We start from the raw sequence: 13,487 nt of genomic DNA, 5'->3' as shown, positions 1-13,487 counted from the left end.
TGGTCAGGCAAATCTAATGATCGGGATCCCTCAAACGCCGCTACGCCCCTGGTGGCCGGGGGTGGAGCGGATCAGAGCGGCCGGCGAGGCGTACGCGTCTCCACCTCTTTCGGCCGTCAGACGCTAAGGCTTTGGCCAAAGGCGTCCCGCCCCGGGTGCTAAGGCACTCGGGGCGGTCTACGTTGGGACACAGCAGGGCCCCCGTCGACAAGAACGACGGGGGCCCTCTGCCTGTCCGGGCCGGCCTCCCCGCCGGGCACCGCACAGGTTCACGGGACGCGCGTCTCTGGCGCGCGTGGGGGAGACGCGCCAACCCGTCCCGATGCCGACACTCTACGTGTCTGTTGAACATAGTCCAGGGCCCGGGGCGGGTGAATCTGAACAAGATCACCGGGGGATGTGGCATCCATGTGGCATCCGGGTACGAGGAAGGCCCCCCGTTCGAACAGAACGGGGGGCCTTCACCTACTCTGACCTGTGCCTTAGGTCTGTGCCCCCGGCAGGATTCGAACCTGCGACACCCGCTTTAGGAGAGCGGTGCTCTATCCCCTGAGCTACGAAGGCGGGGATCTGTCGGGAAGCGTGTCCGGACCTGGCGCAATGGCTGTGGGCTTCAGGTCTGCTGCCGACAGGATTGTGGTGGACAGGCCACTGAGGTCTGAGCCACCGCAGACAGTGTAGCGGGTCGCCCGAGTCGGCATCAGTGTGAGATCACCGGGCAACGGCGTGTGTGCCCTCTGCCACGGCACGGGAGAGGGGCCACTACGCCACCTACGCAGCTCCCCGTCGTACCGAGACCGAGCCGTACGGTGAACTGTGTTTCCGTGGCGAGCCGGTGGGCCCGGTCAGGACGCGGGTCAACTTCCCCCGGCCTCGCGCGATGCGAACTTCCCCCGACCTCACACGATGCGAACTTCCCCCGCGTCGCGCCGTTCCGGTCCCTCAAGCCTCGCCCACGTGTGCCGGCCCCTCACGCCCGAGTGATTCGGACCCGGTAGTTCCCGTCCTCGTCCGTGCTCACCACCTGCACGGTGATGCCGTGCCGTGGGTCCTTGAAGCTCTCGCCGGGGGCGAACGGGGCGTCGGAGAGTTCCGCGTGGACGTTGGGGCTGCGGGTGCAGCCGCCGCTGCCGCGGTGGCTGTCGAAGACGGTGACCGGGCCGCGGCCGGTGTCGACCGTGGCGTCGACCCGGTAGATGAGGAGGCCCGGGCGGCACACGGCCTCGTCGTTGCCGCCCTGCGCGCGGACCTCCAGCGCGTAGGTGGTGCGCGCGGTGACCGGTATCAGGATCAGTTTTCCGCCGCCCGGCTTGTACAGGGGCGACAGGGTGTAATCCACGCTGCCCCGCGCCGCCGCGCAGCCGACCTGGCCGCCGTCCAGCCAGCCCAGCTTCCACTTGTGCCAGCCGAGCAGGTCGTTGTTGGCGCCCCAGTCCTCGCTCATGATGTCCCAGTGCCCGACCGCGCCCCCGCCCTCCTGCGTGTACAGGTCGGGCAGGCCGAAGGTGTGGCCGTTCTCGTGCGGCAGCACCCGGTAGCCGGTGCGGTCGTAGGAGCCGGAGCCGTCGTCCTGGCGGGAGTAGACGAAGGAGGCGTTGGATATGCGGACGCCGTCGGCGACCGGGGCGTCGTCATTGCCGGCGAAGGTCACCGACAGCACGGTGTCCAGGGCGGAGGGCCCGGCGTTCGGGGTGACGAGCACGTTGAGCAGGTCGTAGCTGCGGAAGTCCACCGTCGGGTCGGCGGCGGCGACGATGTCCTGCACCAGGTCCCGGTATCCGGGGTCGAACGGGGCGCCGCGCTCTATGCCGTACTCCCGGAACCCCTTCGGCATGCGCAGCCAGCCGGTGACGGGGGTCTCGGGGCGGTAGTCGAGACGGCCGTACGACGCGGTCCGGAACCAGTCCTGGGTCTGCGGGAAGAACTCGTGGAAGCGGTCCATCGCCTTGCCCTGGCCGGGCGCGTCGGGGAAGTCGACCATGAGGGTCAGGGCGCGGACCGTGCCCGTGGAGCGGGAGTAGCCGGGCGGGGTGGGCAGGCCCTCGGTCATCTGCACGTCCAGGCCGCCGTGGACCATGCAGGGCACCAGCGCGGAGGAGCGGGCCAGGCCTATGGGCCCGGCGGTGGTGGGCGCCGTCAGGTGTCCGGTCCCCGCCGAGGTGCTGACCGCGAGGGTCAGCGCGGTCACCACGGAGAGGGCGGCCACCCGGCGCGATCGTATGCGGCGGCGGAGCGGCGGCTGCATGCAGGGACCTTTCGCGCCACGGCAGCCGCCGGTCTCCGGCTGCACCCTTGCGCTCACCCTGTGTCGGCGGGGCGTCGGGCGCGCGCTGGAGGAGACCGATGGTGGGAAAGCGGGTCGGCGCAGGAGTGAAACCGGGCCCGCGGTGATTGTGTCTCAGGTCACAGATGTTCTTCCCGCGGCCGGGAAATAACCGGGGACGCTTTCCCCGTTTAGCCCTGTGTCCGAGCGAAACGGGGAGCGGCTCCCCGGATCGCCCTCCCTCTCCTCAAGGAGTACCCGTGCCCGCCACGACCGCCCCCGCAGCGCGCAAGGTGTCCCGGCCTCGCGCCGACGCCCTGCGCAACCGGGAGCGGATCGTCACCGCCGCCCGGGAGATGTTCGTCGAGCACGGCCCGGACGTGCCGCTCGACGAGATCGCCCGCCGGGCCGGCGTCGGCAACGCCACGGTGTACCGCAACTTCCCCGACCGCGACGCCCTCGTCCGCGAGGTCGTCTGCTCCGTCATGGACCGCACGGCCGAGGCGGCCGAAGTGGCCCTCGCCGAGACCGGGGACGCCTTCGCCGCCCTGGAGCACTTCGTGCACGCCGCCGCCGACGAGCGGATCAGCGCGCTGTGCCCCATGGTGTCCACCACCTTCGACCAGCACCACCCCGACCTGGAGGCCTCCCGCGAGCGGATCGAGCGGCTCGTCGAGGAGATCATGGGCCGGGCCAAGGCGGCCGGGCAGCTCCGGCCGGACGTCGGCGTCGGTGATCTGCTGATCGTCGTGGCCCAGCTGAGCCGGCCCCCGGCCGGCACGGACTGCCTCCGCGGCGACCGTTTCATCCACCGCCACATGCAGCTGTTCCTCGACGGACTGCGGGCTCCCGCCCGCTCCGCCCTGCCGGGTGAGGCCGTCAGCATCAAGGAGCTGCGCGAATCCTGACCGATTAGTTCAGCTCCCGCGCCCGGTCCACCCGTCGTGCGGCAGCCCTCGCGGCCGCTCCTTCTTTCTTCACCTCTCCGTCTTACTCCGTTTTCTCGTCATTTTTCGCCGCATCTTCCGCCACGTCTTCCGTCACGAAGTCACGAAGTCCCGAAGTGGGTACCTCCATGTCCGACACAGCCCGCAAGGCTCCCGGCGCCATCGCACCGAGCGGTGACGCCAACCGCTGGAAAGCGCTCGTCTTCATCGCGCTCGCCCAGCTGATGGTCGTCCTCGACGCCACCATCGTGAACATCGCCCTGCCCGCCGCCCAGCAGGACCTGGGCATATCCGACGGCAACAAGCAGTGGGTCATCACGGCCTACGCCCTCGCCTTCGGCGGTCTGCTCCTGTTCGGCGGCCGGATCGCCGACCTGTGGGGCCGCAAGCGCACCTTCGTGCTCGGCCTGATCGGCTTCGCCGCCGCCTCCGCGCTCGGCGGTGCCGCCACCACCGGCGCGATGATGTTCGGCGCCCGCGCCCTCCAGGGCGTCTTCGGTGCGCTGCTCGCCCCGGCCGCGCTGTCCCTGCTCGCCGTGATGTTCACCAACCCCAACGAGCGCGCCAAGGCCTTCGGCATCTACGGCGCGATCGCGGGCGGCGGCGGTGCCGTCGGCCTGATCCTCGGCGGCTTCCTCACCGAGTACCTGGACTGGCGCTGGACCTTCTTCGTGAACATCCCGTTCGCCGTGATCGCGGCGGCCGGCGCCTACTTCGTCATCCGCGAGCCGGAGGGCGGCCGTAACCGCTCCCCGCTCGACATTCCCGGCGTGATCCTGTCCACCCTCGGACTGGTCGCCCTCGTGTACGGCTTCACCCGCGCCGAGTCCGACGGCTGGGGCGACACCGTGACCGTGTCGATGTTCATCGCGTCCGTGGTGCTGCTCCTGGCCTTCGTCCTGGTGGAATCCCGGGTCAAGGCCCCGCTGCTGCCGCTGCGCGTGGTGACCGACCGCAACCGGGGCGGGATCTACCTCTCCCTCGGCCTCGCGATCATCGGCATGTTCGGCCTGTTCCTCTTCCTGACCTACTACCTCCAGGTCGTCCGGGGCTACTCGCCGGTCAAGACCGGCTTCGCGTTCCTGCCGATGGTCGGCGGCATGATCACCGGCTCGACCCAGATCGGCACCCGGCTGATGACCCGGGTCCCGGCCCGGCTGCTGATGGGCCCCGGCTTCCTGGTCGCCGGCCTCGGCATGCTGCTGCTGACCCAGCTGGAGACCGACTCCTCGTACGCCGCCCTGCTGCTGCCCGCGATGCTGCTGCTCGGCCTCGGCATGGGTACGGCGTTCATGCCGGCGATGTCCCTGGCCACCCAGGGTGTCCAGCCCCGGGACGCCGGTGTCGCCTCGGCGATGGTCAACACCTCGCAGCAGGTGGGCGGCGCGATCGGCACCGCCCTGCTGAACACCATCGCCTCCTCGGCGACCACCTCGTACGTCAAGGACCACATCGCCGGTGCGACCGCCAAGCCGCAGCAGCAGCTGGTCCAGCTGGAGGCGCTGGTGCACGGCTACACGGCGGCCATCTGGTTCGCCGTCGGCATCCTGGGGCTGGCCGCGCTGATCGCCTTCACCTTCGTCAACGCCGGCCGGCCGAGCCCCGTGCCCGTGGCCTCCGGCGAGGGCGTCGAGGACGAGGTGCCGGTGCCGGTGGTGGCGCACTGAGCACCCGGGCGGTGATCCCCCTGCCGGTCTAGCGGAGCCAGGGCAGGTCCGCACCCGCTTCATCGGGCTGGAGGCCCTCGGCGACGATCTCCATGATCTCGCCGAGGGCCTTCTGCTGTTCCAGGCTCAGCCGCTCGAACAGCGCCTGCCGTACGGCGGTCACATGGCCGGGAGCGGTGCGCCGCAATACCTCGAATCCCTCGTCGGTGAGGACGGCGAACTGGCCGCGCTTGTCGGAGGGGCAGTCCTCGCGGCGCACCCAGCCGTTCTTCTCCAGCCGGGCGATCGCGTGTGAGAGCCGGGAGCGGGTGATCTTCGCCTGCATGGCCAGCTCGGTCATCCGCAGCCGGCGGCGCGGCGCCTCGGCGAGGCCGACGAGGAGGCCGTAGTAGATGTGCGGCATGCCCGCGTCGCGCTGCAACTGCCGGTCGAGGTGGTCCTCCAGCAGGGTGGTGGCGTGCAGGTAGGCGCGCCAGGTGCGCTGTTCCTCGTCGGTGAGCCAGCGGTGCCGTGCGGCGGGGTCCGGTGCCGTGTTCATGTGTCCCACTGTACGAGGCAGCTCCTTGAAAGTTGAACAAGTGGAGAGTAGGGTTCCGTGGTGAGAGCTTGAGATTTAAAGCATCTGCATGCGGACCATGCGTGTACCCGTTCCGTCGTATCCGTGGCCGCATGCGTGTCTGGAGAAACCCGGAGCCGCCGCGATGTCCGCCACCGCCCAGGAGCGCATGCCCGCCCTGTACCTCAGCCATGGCGCCCCGCCCCTCGCCGACGACCCGGTGTGGCCCGGCCAGCTCGCCGCCTGGTCCGCCGGCCTGCCGCGCCCCACGGCGATCCTCATGGTCTCCGCCCACTGGGAGGAGGCCCCGCTCGCCCTCGGCGCGATCGAGACCGTCCCGCTCGTCCACGACTTCTGGGGCTTCCCCGAGCACTACTACCGGGTCCGGTACGCCGCCCCCGGCGCCCCCGTCCTGGCCGAGTCCGTCCGCAAGCTGCTGCGCGGCCCCGGCACCCCGGTCCAGGACATCCCCGACCGGGGCCTCGACCACGGCGCCTACGTTCCCCTCGTCGAGATGTACCCGGCCGCCGACATCCCCGTGCTCCAGATCTCCCTGCCCACCCTCGACCCGGTCCGTCTCATGGACATCGGCCGCAGGCTCGCCCCGCTGCGCGACGAGGGCGTGCTGATCGTCGGCTCCGGCTTCTTCACCCACAACCTCGCCGCACTCCGGTACACCGGCAGCGGCGTCCCCTCCTGGTCCTCGGAGTTCGACGACTGGGGCCGGCGCGCCCTGGAGTCCCGTGACTGGGACGCCCTGCTCGACTTCCTGGACAAGGCCCCGGCCGGCCGCTACGCCCACCCGCGCACCGAACACTTCGCCCCGCTCTTCGTGACCATGGGGGCGGCGGAGGCGGGCGGCGAGCTGGATGCCCAGAAGTCGGTGATCGACGGGTTCTGGATGGGAATGGCGAAGCGGTCGGTGCAGTTCGGCTGAGGGTGGGCGCCGTTCGGGTGAGCGCGGAGCCGGGGGCGGCGCACCGGCCGTCCGGGTGAATCCCGGTGCGGCCCGGCCGGCCTACAGCCGCTTCTCGTACCAGGCGACGTCCCAGTAGCGGCCGAACTTGCGGCCGACCTCGTGGTACGTGCCGACGTGCCGGAAGCCGAAGCGGACGTGGAGCCGGGTGGATGCCTCGTTGGGCTGGGCGATCCCCGCGTAGGCGCGGTGCACGTCCTCGGCGGCCAGCGCCTCGAACAGGGCGTCGTAGAGCAGCGTGCCGGTCCCCCGCCGGCCGGGGGCGCCCCCTCCGCGGGAGTCCGGGGCGACGTACACCGAGGTCTCCACGGACGTCGCGTACGCGGGCTTCGGCCGATAAGGGCTGGATGTGGCGTACCCCAGAATCTCCTGTGAGGCCGCGTCCGTGGCAACCATCAGCCGGTGCGGGCCGTCTTCCGGGTGGGAGAGCAGCCAAGGGCGGCGCTCTTCGGAAGTGAAGATCGCGGTATCGAATGTGATGGCCGTCTCACGTACGTAGTGGTTGTAGATCGCCGTGAGGGCTTCGAGGTCCCCCTCGACTCCCGGCCTGACCTGCACCCCGGCACGTTCCGACGGCATCTCGCCTCCCTGCGTGGCGGAACAGGGTACTGCAAGATCAGAAAAATCGGGGGGCAGGTTGGGAATTCTGTCCGGATTCCAGTCGTTGTTTCCCACGGATGCAGGGCACTCGGAGAGAGTCCCAGAGACAGCCCCCTTCAGTGCCGAGCGTTCACCAGGACCACCGCCAGCCCACCATCGCAAGGGAGCACGCATGGCAACCCGTGCCGTCGCCCGTCGTCAGTCCGCCTCCGGCGAGACGGCCGACTCGGCAAGCAGTGTTCGCGCTCATGGCGGCGAGATCGCAGACCGCGACCTGGTCGGCATGTACCTCGACGAGATCGCGCGTACGCCGCTGCTCGACGCCGCAAAGGAAGTCGAGCTGTCCCAGACCATCGAGGCGGGTGTGTTCGCGCAACAGGTCCTCGACGGCGAGGAGGAGTCCAAGACGGACGCCACCCGTGAGGAGCTGGAGGCCCTGATCGCCGCGAGCGACCGGGCCAAGGACGTCTTCATCCGCTCCAACCTCCGTCTGGTCGTCGCGGTCGCCCGGCGGTACCCGCGCAGCGGTCTGCCCCTGCTCGACCTGATCCAGGAGGGCAACGCCGGCCTGGTGCGCGCCGTCGAGAAGTTCGACTACCGCAAGGGCTTCAAGTTCTCGACGTACGCCACCTGGTGGATCCGTCAGGCCATCACCCGCTCCATCGCCGACCAGTCCCGCACGATCCGGCTCCCCGTCCACCTGGTGGAGGAGCTGGGCCGCATCCGCCGCGTCCAGCGCGAGTTCAACCGCGAGAACGGCCGTGACCCGGAGCCCGCGGAGATCGCCGCGGAGCTCGGCTCGACGCCGGAGCGCGTCACGGACGTCCTCGACTGGGCCCGCGACCCGGTCTCCCTGAACATGTCGGTGGACGACGAGGGCGAGACCCAGTTCGGCGACCTGCTGGAGGACACGTCGGCGGTGTCGCCGGAGCAGTCGGTGCTGACGCTGCTGCGCAGCGAGGAGCTGGACGACCTGATCGGCCGCCTGGACCAGCGCACGGCCTCCATCATCAAGATGCGGTACGGCATCGACGACGGCCGCGAGCGCACCCTGACCGAGGTCGGCAAGGAGCACGGGCTGACCCGCGAGCGCATCCGCCAGATCGAGAAGCACGCCCTTCTCGAACTGAAGAAGCTGGCCCGCGACACCGGCTTCGACGCGGCGGCGTAACGGGACGGAGCAGACCGGAGCAGAGGGGCGGCGGCCGTACCAGCAGTGGTGCCGACGGGCAGTGGTGCCGATGGCCTCTCCGGCAGTGGTGCCGACGGCCTCTCCGGCTGTCGGGCTGTCGGTCGCCCCGGGTTTCGTGGCGCCGCTCTTTGCAGCGGTCGGCCTGGCGGTCGCCGCGGCTTTCGCGCCGCCGCTCTTTCCCGCGGTCGTGCTGTCGTGCTGTCGTGCTGTCGGCCTCCCCGGTCTTCGTACCGTCGACCTCGCCGGCCTTCGTGCTGTCGGCCTCGCCGGTCTGTCGTGCTGTCGGTCTCCCAGGCGTCGCGCCGGTGGTCCCGCGGGTCGGCGCTTCGGCGGGTGCCGCGCCGGCGGCCGGGCCGGCTCCCGGGCCCGCCCGTGGGGGCACCGGCTGCCGTAAGGCGGCGCACTGCGCGGCGCGCACGCCGGGTGGCGAAAGACGGCGCAAACATGGCGTAGTCCAGTCGCTTCAATGACCGAGCCCGAGGGAACAACCCTTCCGGGCCCACAAGAGGGCCCCTGGGAACCGAACCGCACTCCCCGTCAACACCCCCACACAGCACCCCCCGGCCGACGCCCTACGCCGGCCGACCCCATGTGATCCACGTCCCGACGCAATCCCCCCCCCGGCGCCGGGACCTTCCCAAGTCGGACTTCGGCGCCTATCCCCCCCAGGCGCCGGAGTCCGGCTTCTTCTTGCGGCGAGAGGTGGCCTTGCGCCGGGCCGGGGAACAGATCAGGCCCACCTGTGTGATGCGCGCCCGCGTGGATGCGGGCCATGCGGTGCGGACCCGCGTGGATGCGGGCCATGCGGTGCGGACCCGCGTGGATGCGGGCCATGCGGTGCGGACCCGCGTGGATGCAGACCATGCGGTGCGGACCCGCGTTGGATGCAGGCCACGCGGATGCGGACCCGCCGCGGCACCCACATGCTGGAGCGGCGGCCCACCCCGTACCTGAACCCCGGGGTGGACCGCCGGATGGCAGATTCTGCCACACGGGCATAGCCTGCCGAGATGAGCACCACCCCCAGCGCCGCCCACCACCCGTTTTCCACCTCCGCGCCGGTCTCCCTCACCGAGCGCCGGAAGGCCGAGACCCGGATGGAGATCGCCCGGGCGGCGGCGGCCCTCTTCGTCCAGCAGGGTCTGCGGGCGACCCGTGCCGAGGACATCGCCCAGGCCGCGGGCATCGCACCGCGCACGTTCTACCGCTATTTCGCCACCAAGGAGGAGGCGGTCTCCCCTCTGTACGCGGCCGGCGCCCAGCGCTGGATCGAGGCGGTCCGCACGGCCCCGGCCGATCTGCCTCTTCCGAAGGCCCTGGAACACGCCGTCCGCCACACGCTCACCCCCGGCCTCGGTGTCTCGGCCGCGTCCTGGGAATGGCTGCGCACCCTGATCCGCCTGGCCGACACCAGTCCTGCCCTGCGCAAGGTCTGGGCCGAGGTGTGCCAGGCGTCGGAGGGGGCCCTGGCGGAGATCCTGGCGGACCGCGAGGGGGGTCCGGCCGGGCGAGCGGTGGTCTCGGCCGACAGGGAGAGGGTTTCAGCCGGGGAGGAGAGCAGTCCGGCCGGGGAGGAGAGCAGTTCCGCCGGGAGGAAGAGGACTCCGGCCGGGAGAGAAGGGACTCCGGCGGAGGGGGAGAGGACTTCGGCCGAGGGGGAGAGGATTTCAGCCGCTAGGGAGGGGCGTCCGGCCGGGCGAGGGGAGGAGCCGGCCGGGCGGGTGGAGGGTCCGGCCGGCCCAGAGGGGGGCGCGGCGGCGATCACCCCGGACCTCCGCTTCGCCGCGGCCGTGGCGGGTGCCGCCGTGCGCGTGGCCGTGGAGTCCTGGGCCGCCACGACGACCCTGCCCACCGGCCCCGACGGCCCGGCGGCCCTGGCCCTGCGCAATCTGCGTGCACTGCGGGACTTCGAGTGGGCCAGGTCCGTGAGGGAGGCCGGGTGGGAGCCCGGCCAGTAGCCCGGACGCGAGTTCGGGCGTGAGCCCGTGAGGCAGCCCGCGCGCGGGGACCGGGAGTCGGGGCGCGGGACCGGGCGGTGACGAGCGGAGTTTGGGTGGTGATCGGGCGACAGTCCGGGTGGCGGAGCCGAGGGCTTGAGGCGGACCGAGTTGGTCCCTACGCCCCTGACGCCCAGGCGATCCCGGCCCTGCGCGGCCGGAGCGGTCGGCCCTCTGTCTGCGGCCACCCCTCTGTCCGCGGCCACCTCTCTATCCGCCCGCCACCCCTCTGTCCGCGGCCGGCCCGCTGTCCGCGCCCACCCCTCATCCGCCCGCCACCTCTCTATCTGCGGCCGGCGCCATTTCGCGGTCACCTCTCTATCCGCGGCCGGCCCGCTGTCCGCGGCCACCCCTCATCCGTCCGCCACCTCTCTATCTGCCGCCACCCCTCTATCCGCGGCCAACCCGCTGTCCGCGGCCACCCCTTTACGCGCGGCCACCCCTTTACGCGCGGTCGCCCCGCTGTCCGCGGCTGCCCTGCTCAACCGGGCCCCCAACTCCTCGACGCACTCGACCAGTTCCCCTGGCTCCTGGACCGAGAACTCGCACCCCGTCATCGCCAGCCGTACCGCCAGCCACTCCATGGGGTCGCCGGTGGTGCCCCGCAGGACGCAGCCGCCCGCGCCGTCGTCCTCGGGCACCCCGACCGTCCTCGGCACCCGCGTGGAGATCTGTTCGGCCGTCGCGGCGAACCGCACCTCGAACGCGTACGTCTCCTGCCGCCGGTGGATCGACTGCCGCAGGTACTCGGCGGCGCTTCCCGTCGGCAACTCCCGTGGCGCGAACCGGACTCCGGTCGCGAACGGCTCGCTCACCCGGTCGACCCGGAAGGTGCGCCAGTCCGCCCGGTCGAGGTCGTACGCGACCAGGTACCAGCGCCGCCCCGTCGACACCAGCCGGTGCGGCTCGGTCAGCCGCCGGGACGCGCTGCCGTCCTTGTCGCGGTAGGCGAACCGCAGCCGCTCCCGCCCCGCCACCGTCGACGCCATCACGGTCAGCGTCTCCGGTGCGATGCTCGGCCCGTCCCCGCTGGTCAGCGGCGTGGTGGCGGCCTGAAGCGTGGACACCCGGTGGCGCAGCCGCGAGGGCAGCACCTGCTCCAGCTTGGCCAGGGCCCGCACGGACGCCTCTTCCACCCCCTCCACGGCGTGCCCGGCACCGGCCCGCAGCCCGACCGCGATCGCGACCGCCTCCTCGTCGTCCAGCACCAGCGGTGGCATCGCCTTGCCGGCGACCAGCCGGTACCCGCCGTCCGCGCCCTTCGTGGCCTGTACCGGATAGCCCAGTTCCCGCAGCCGGTCGACGTCCCGCCGCACGGTCCGGCGGGACACGCCGAGCCGGTCGGCCAGCTCACCGCCGGGCCACTCGCGGGGCGTCTGGAGGAGCGAGAGCAGCTGGAGCAGCCGGGCCGGAGTGTCGATTGTCATGCGTACGAGGATGCCGGAGAAATAGGACACGATCTGACCTAATGGGGTCCTAGATTCCTCTCATGACTCCGAACGACCGCAACGCCGCCCAGGGGGGCGGGACCATGATCACGGCCGACTCCGCCGAGGGCCGCGACCAGCGACAGCCGAAGGACAGCCGGACCACCGCGGACACCGCGACGGCTCACTCCGAACCGGCCCCCGACCGGGCCCGCTGGCTGGCCCTGGCCATCGTGATGGCCGCGGCCTTCATGGACCTGGTGGACGTCACGATCGTCAACATCGCCATCCCGTCCATCGAGCAGAGCGCCCACGCCTCGGTCAGCCAGATCCAGTGGATAACCGCCGGCTACGCACTCGCCTTCGCCGCCGGTCTGATCACCGGCGGGCGGCTCGGTGACATCCACGGCCGCAAGCGGCTGTTCCTCATCGGGGTCGGCGGCTTCACCATCGCCTCCGCCCTGTGCGGTTTCGCCGCGAACCCGGAGATGCTGGTCGCCTCCCGCATCCTTCAGGGCGGTATGGCCGCGCTGATGGTGCCGCAGGTGCTGTCGATCGTGCACGCCACCTTCCCCGCCCATGAACGCGGCAAGGTCTTCGGCCTGTTCGGTGCGGTCGTCGGTCTCGGCGCGGTCTCCGGCCCGCTGCTCGGCGCCCTGCTGACGGAGTGGAACCTGTTCGGCCTCGAATGGCGCCCCATCTTCCTCATCAACCTCCCTGTCGGTGTCGTGGCCCTGTTCCTGGGCCGCCGCTTCATCAGCGAGTCGAAGGCCCCCAAGGCGCTGAAGCTGGACCTCGTCGGCGTCGCCCTGGTCTCGCTGGGCCTGCTGATGCTGCTCTACCCGCTCACTCGCGGCCGCGAGCTGGGCTGGCCGCTGTGGGGGTACCTGTGCATGGGCGGCGCGCTCGTGGTCTTCGCGGCGCTGGTGTCGTACGAGAAACGGAAGGCCGCCCGGGACGGTTCCCCGCTCGTCGAGCTGTCCCTCTTCCGGGTGAAGAGCTTCGCCGCGGGCATCGCCGTGCAGACCGTCTTCGGCGTCGCGCTCGGCATCTTCTTCCTGGTCTGGACGCTCTACATGCAGATCGGCCTGGGCTGGAGCCCGCTGCGGGCCGGACTGACCGGGGTGCCGTTCTCGATCGCGGTGTCCGTGGCGGCCGGGCTGTCGGTGCAGCAGCTGGTCCCGCGGTTCGGCCGGAAGGTGCTCCAGGCGGGCGCGCTGGTGATGGGCGCCGGTGTGCTGCTCTACCTGTGGGAGGCCCACCGCTACGGCCTCGCCATCGCCTCCTGGCAGATGGCCCTGCCGCTGGTCGTGATGGGTCTCGGCATGGGGCTGATCGTCGCGCCGCTGACCGACGCGGTGCTCTCCGAGGTGCCGCGCGAGCACGCCGGCTCCGCGTCCGGGCTGATCAACACCGTGCAGCAGATGGGTAACGCGCTCGGACTTGGCCTGGTGTCGGTGGTCTTCTACGGGCAGATCGGTGACCGGCTGACCCTGGGGCAGGTCGGACCGGCCTTCGTCCACGCCTTCCAGCACGCGCTGTGGTACGTCGCCGGGATCATGGCCGTGATCTTCCTGCTGATGTCCGCCCTGCCGAAGCGTTCGGCGCAGCACGCGGAGGCTGCCGCGCAGGAGGCGCCGGCGGTGGAGAAGGAGCCGGAACCGGTCCACTGACCGGACGCGACGTCGAGCCCGGCACCGAAAGGGTGCCGGGCTCGCTGCCGTCCGGCCCCGGAAGGCGCCGGTTCTCGCTCGCACCCAAAGCCACGGAGGCCGCGCGGTACGCGGGTCCCGGAAGTCCGTTCATGAGTCCGTTCATGCCCGACCAGGGGCCCGAATCTGTTTACTTTCCAAAAACCCGGG

Annotated in this window: 10 protein-coding genes and 1 tRNA gene; 6 read left to right on the top strand and 5 right to left on the bottom strand. The window is 71.2% G+C overall.

From position 1 onward, the window contains the following. Window positions 1-491: 491 nt before the first annotated feature. Both JK361_RS22470 and JK361_RS22465 read right to left on the bottom strand, forming a co-directional pair. A tRNA-Arg gene (locus JK361_RS22470) sits at window positions 492-564 on the bottom strand. A gap of 406 nt (window positions 565-970) precedes the next feature. Further along, complete coding sequence (locus JK361_RS22465; RefSeq protein WP_201821089.1) at window positions 971-2,245, bottom strand: M6 family metalloprotease domain-containing protein; 1,275 nt, start codon at window positions 2,243-2,245, stop codon at window positions 971-973. Window positions 2,246-2,523: 278 nt separating this feature from the next. Here JK361_RS22465 and JK361_RS22460 point away from each other — a divergent pair, with 278 nt between their 5' ends. Continuing rightward, a complete protein-coding gene (locus JK361_RS22460) occupies window positions 2,524-3,171 on the top strand; it encodes a TetR/AcrR family transcriptional regulator (protein WP_201821087.1) in 648 nt (215 codons plus the stop codon). 167 nt (window positions 3,172-3,338) lie between these two features. Then, a complete protein-coding gene (locus JK361_RS22455) occupies window positions 3,339-4,877 on the top strand; it encodes an MFS transporter (RefSeq protein WP_201821086.1) in 1,539 nt (512 codons plus the stop codon). A 28-nt stretch (window positions 4,878-4,905) separates the two neighbouring features. On the opposite strand, the gene JK361_RS22450 is transcribed toward JK361_RS22455, so the two are convergent. Next, window positions 4,906-5,415 carry a MarR family winged helix-turn-helix transcriptional regulator gene (locus tag JK361_RS22450; protein ID WP_201821085.1) on the bottom strand — a complete coding sequence of 170 codons (510 nt, stop codon included), beginning with the start codon at window positions 5,413-5,415 and terminating at the stop codon, window positions 4,906-4,908. A gap of 163 nt (window positions 5,416-5,578) precedes the next feature. On the opposite strand from JK361_RS22450, the gene JK361_RS22445 reads away from it, so the two are divergent. Continuing rightward, window positions 5,579-6,370 carry a dioxygenase family protein gene (locus JK361_RS22445; protein ID WP_201821084.1) on the top strand — a complete coding sequence of 264 codons (792 nt, stop codon included), beginning with the start codon at window positions 5,579-5,581 and terminating at the stop codon, window positions 6,368-6,370. An 81-nt stretch (window positions 6,371-6,451) separates the two neighbouring features. Here JK361_RS22445 and JK361_RS22440 read toward each other — a convergent pair whose 3' ends face one another. Further along, window positions 6,452-6,988, bottom strand: coding sequence for a GNAT family N-acetyltransferase (locus JK361_RS22440; protein WP_201821083.1), 537 nt, complete (start codon window positions 6,986-6,988; stop codon window positions 6,452-6,454). A gap of 193 nt (window positions 6,989-7,181) precedes the next feature. Here JK361_RS22440 and JK361_RS22435 point away from each other — a divergent pair, with 193 nt between their 5' ends. After that, window positions 7,182-8,180, top strand: coding sequence for a sigma-70 family RNA polymerase sigma factor (locus JK361_RS22435; RefSeq protein ID WP_201821082.1), 999 nt, complete (start codon window positions 7,182-7,184; stop codon window positions 8,178-8,180). A gap of 1,031 nt (window positions 8,181-9,211) precedes the next feature. Then, window positions 9,212-10,159: a TetR/AcrR family transcriptional regulator gene (locus JK361_RS22430; protein WP_372448732.1), complete on the top strand. Its 948-nt coding sequence runs from the start codon at window positions 9,212-9,214 to the stop codon at window positions 10,157-10,159. Between the two features lie 392 nt (window positions 10,160-10,551). On the opposite strand, the gene JK361_RS22425 is transcribed toward JK361_RS22430, so the two are convergent. After that, window positions 10,552-11,625 (bottom strand): helix-turn-helix transcriptional regulator, encoded by a 1,074-nt coding sequence (locus JK361_RS22425; RefSeq protein WP_201821081.1) that lies wholly within the window; start codon window positions 11,623-11,625, stop codon window positions 10,552-10,554. A gap of 236 nt (window positions 11,626-11,861) precedes the next feature. Here JK361_RS22425 and JK361_RS22420 point away from each other — a divergent pair, with 236 nt between their 5' ends. Continuing rightward, window positions 11,862-13,298, top strand: a complete 1,437-nt coding sequence (locus JK361_RS22420; RefSeq protein WP_236053434.1) for an MFS transporter — start codon at window positions 11,862-11,864, stop codon at window positions 13,296-13,298. The last annotated feature ends 189 nt before the right edge of the window (window positions 13,299-13,487 follow it).

Source organism: Streptomyces musisoli (assembly GCF_016741855.1).
In the GTDB taxonomy this organism is placed as follows: Bacteria; Actinomycetota; Actinomycetes; order Streptomycetales; family Streptomycetaceae; genus Streptomyces; species Streptomyces musisoli.
This window is presented reverse-complemented; position numbering and strand designations above follow the sequence as displayed.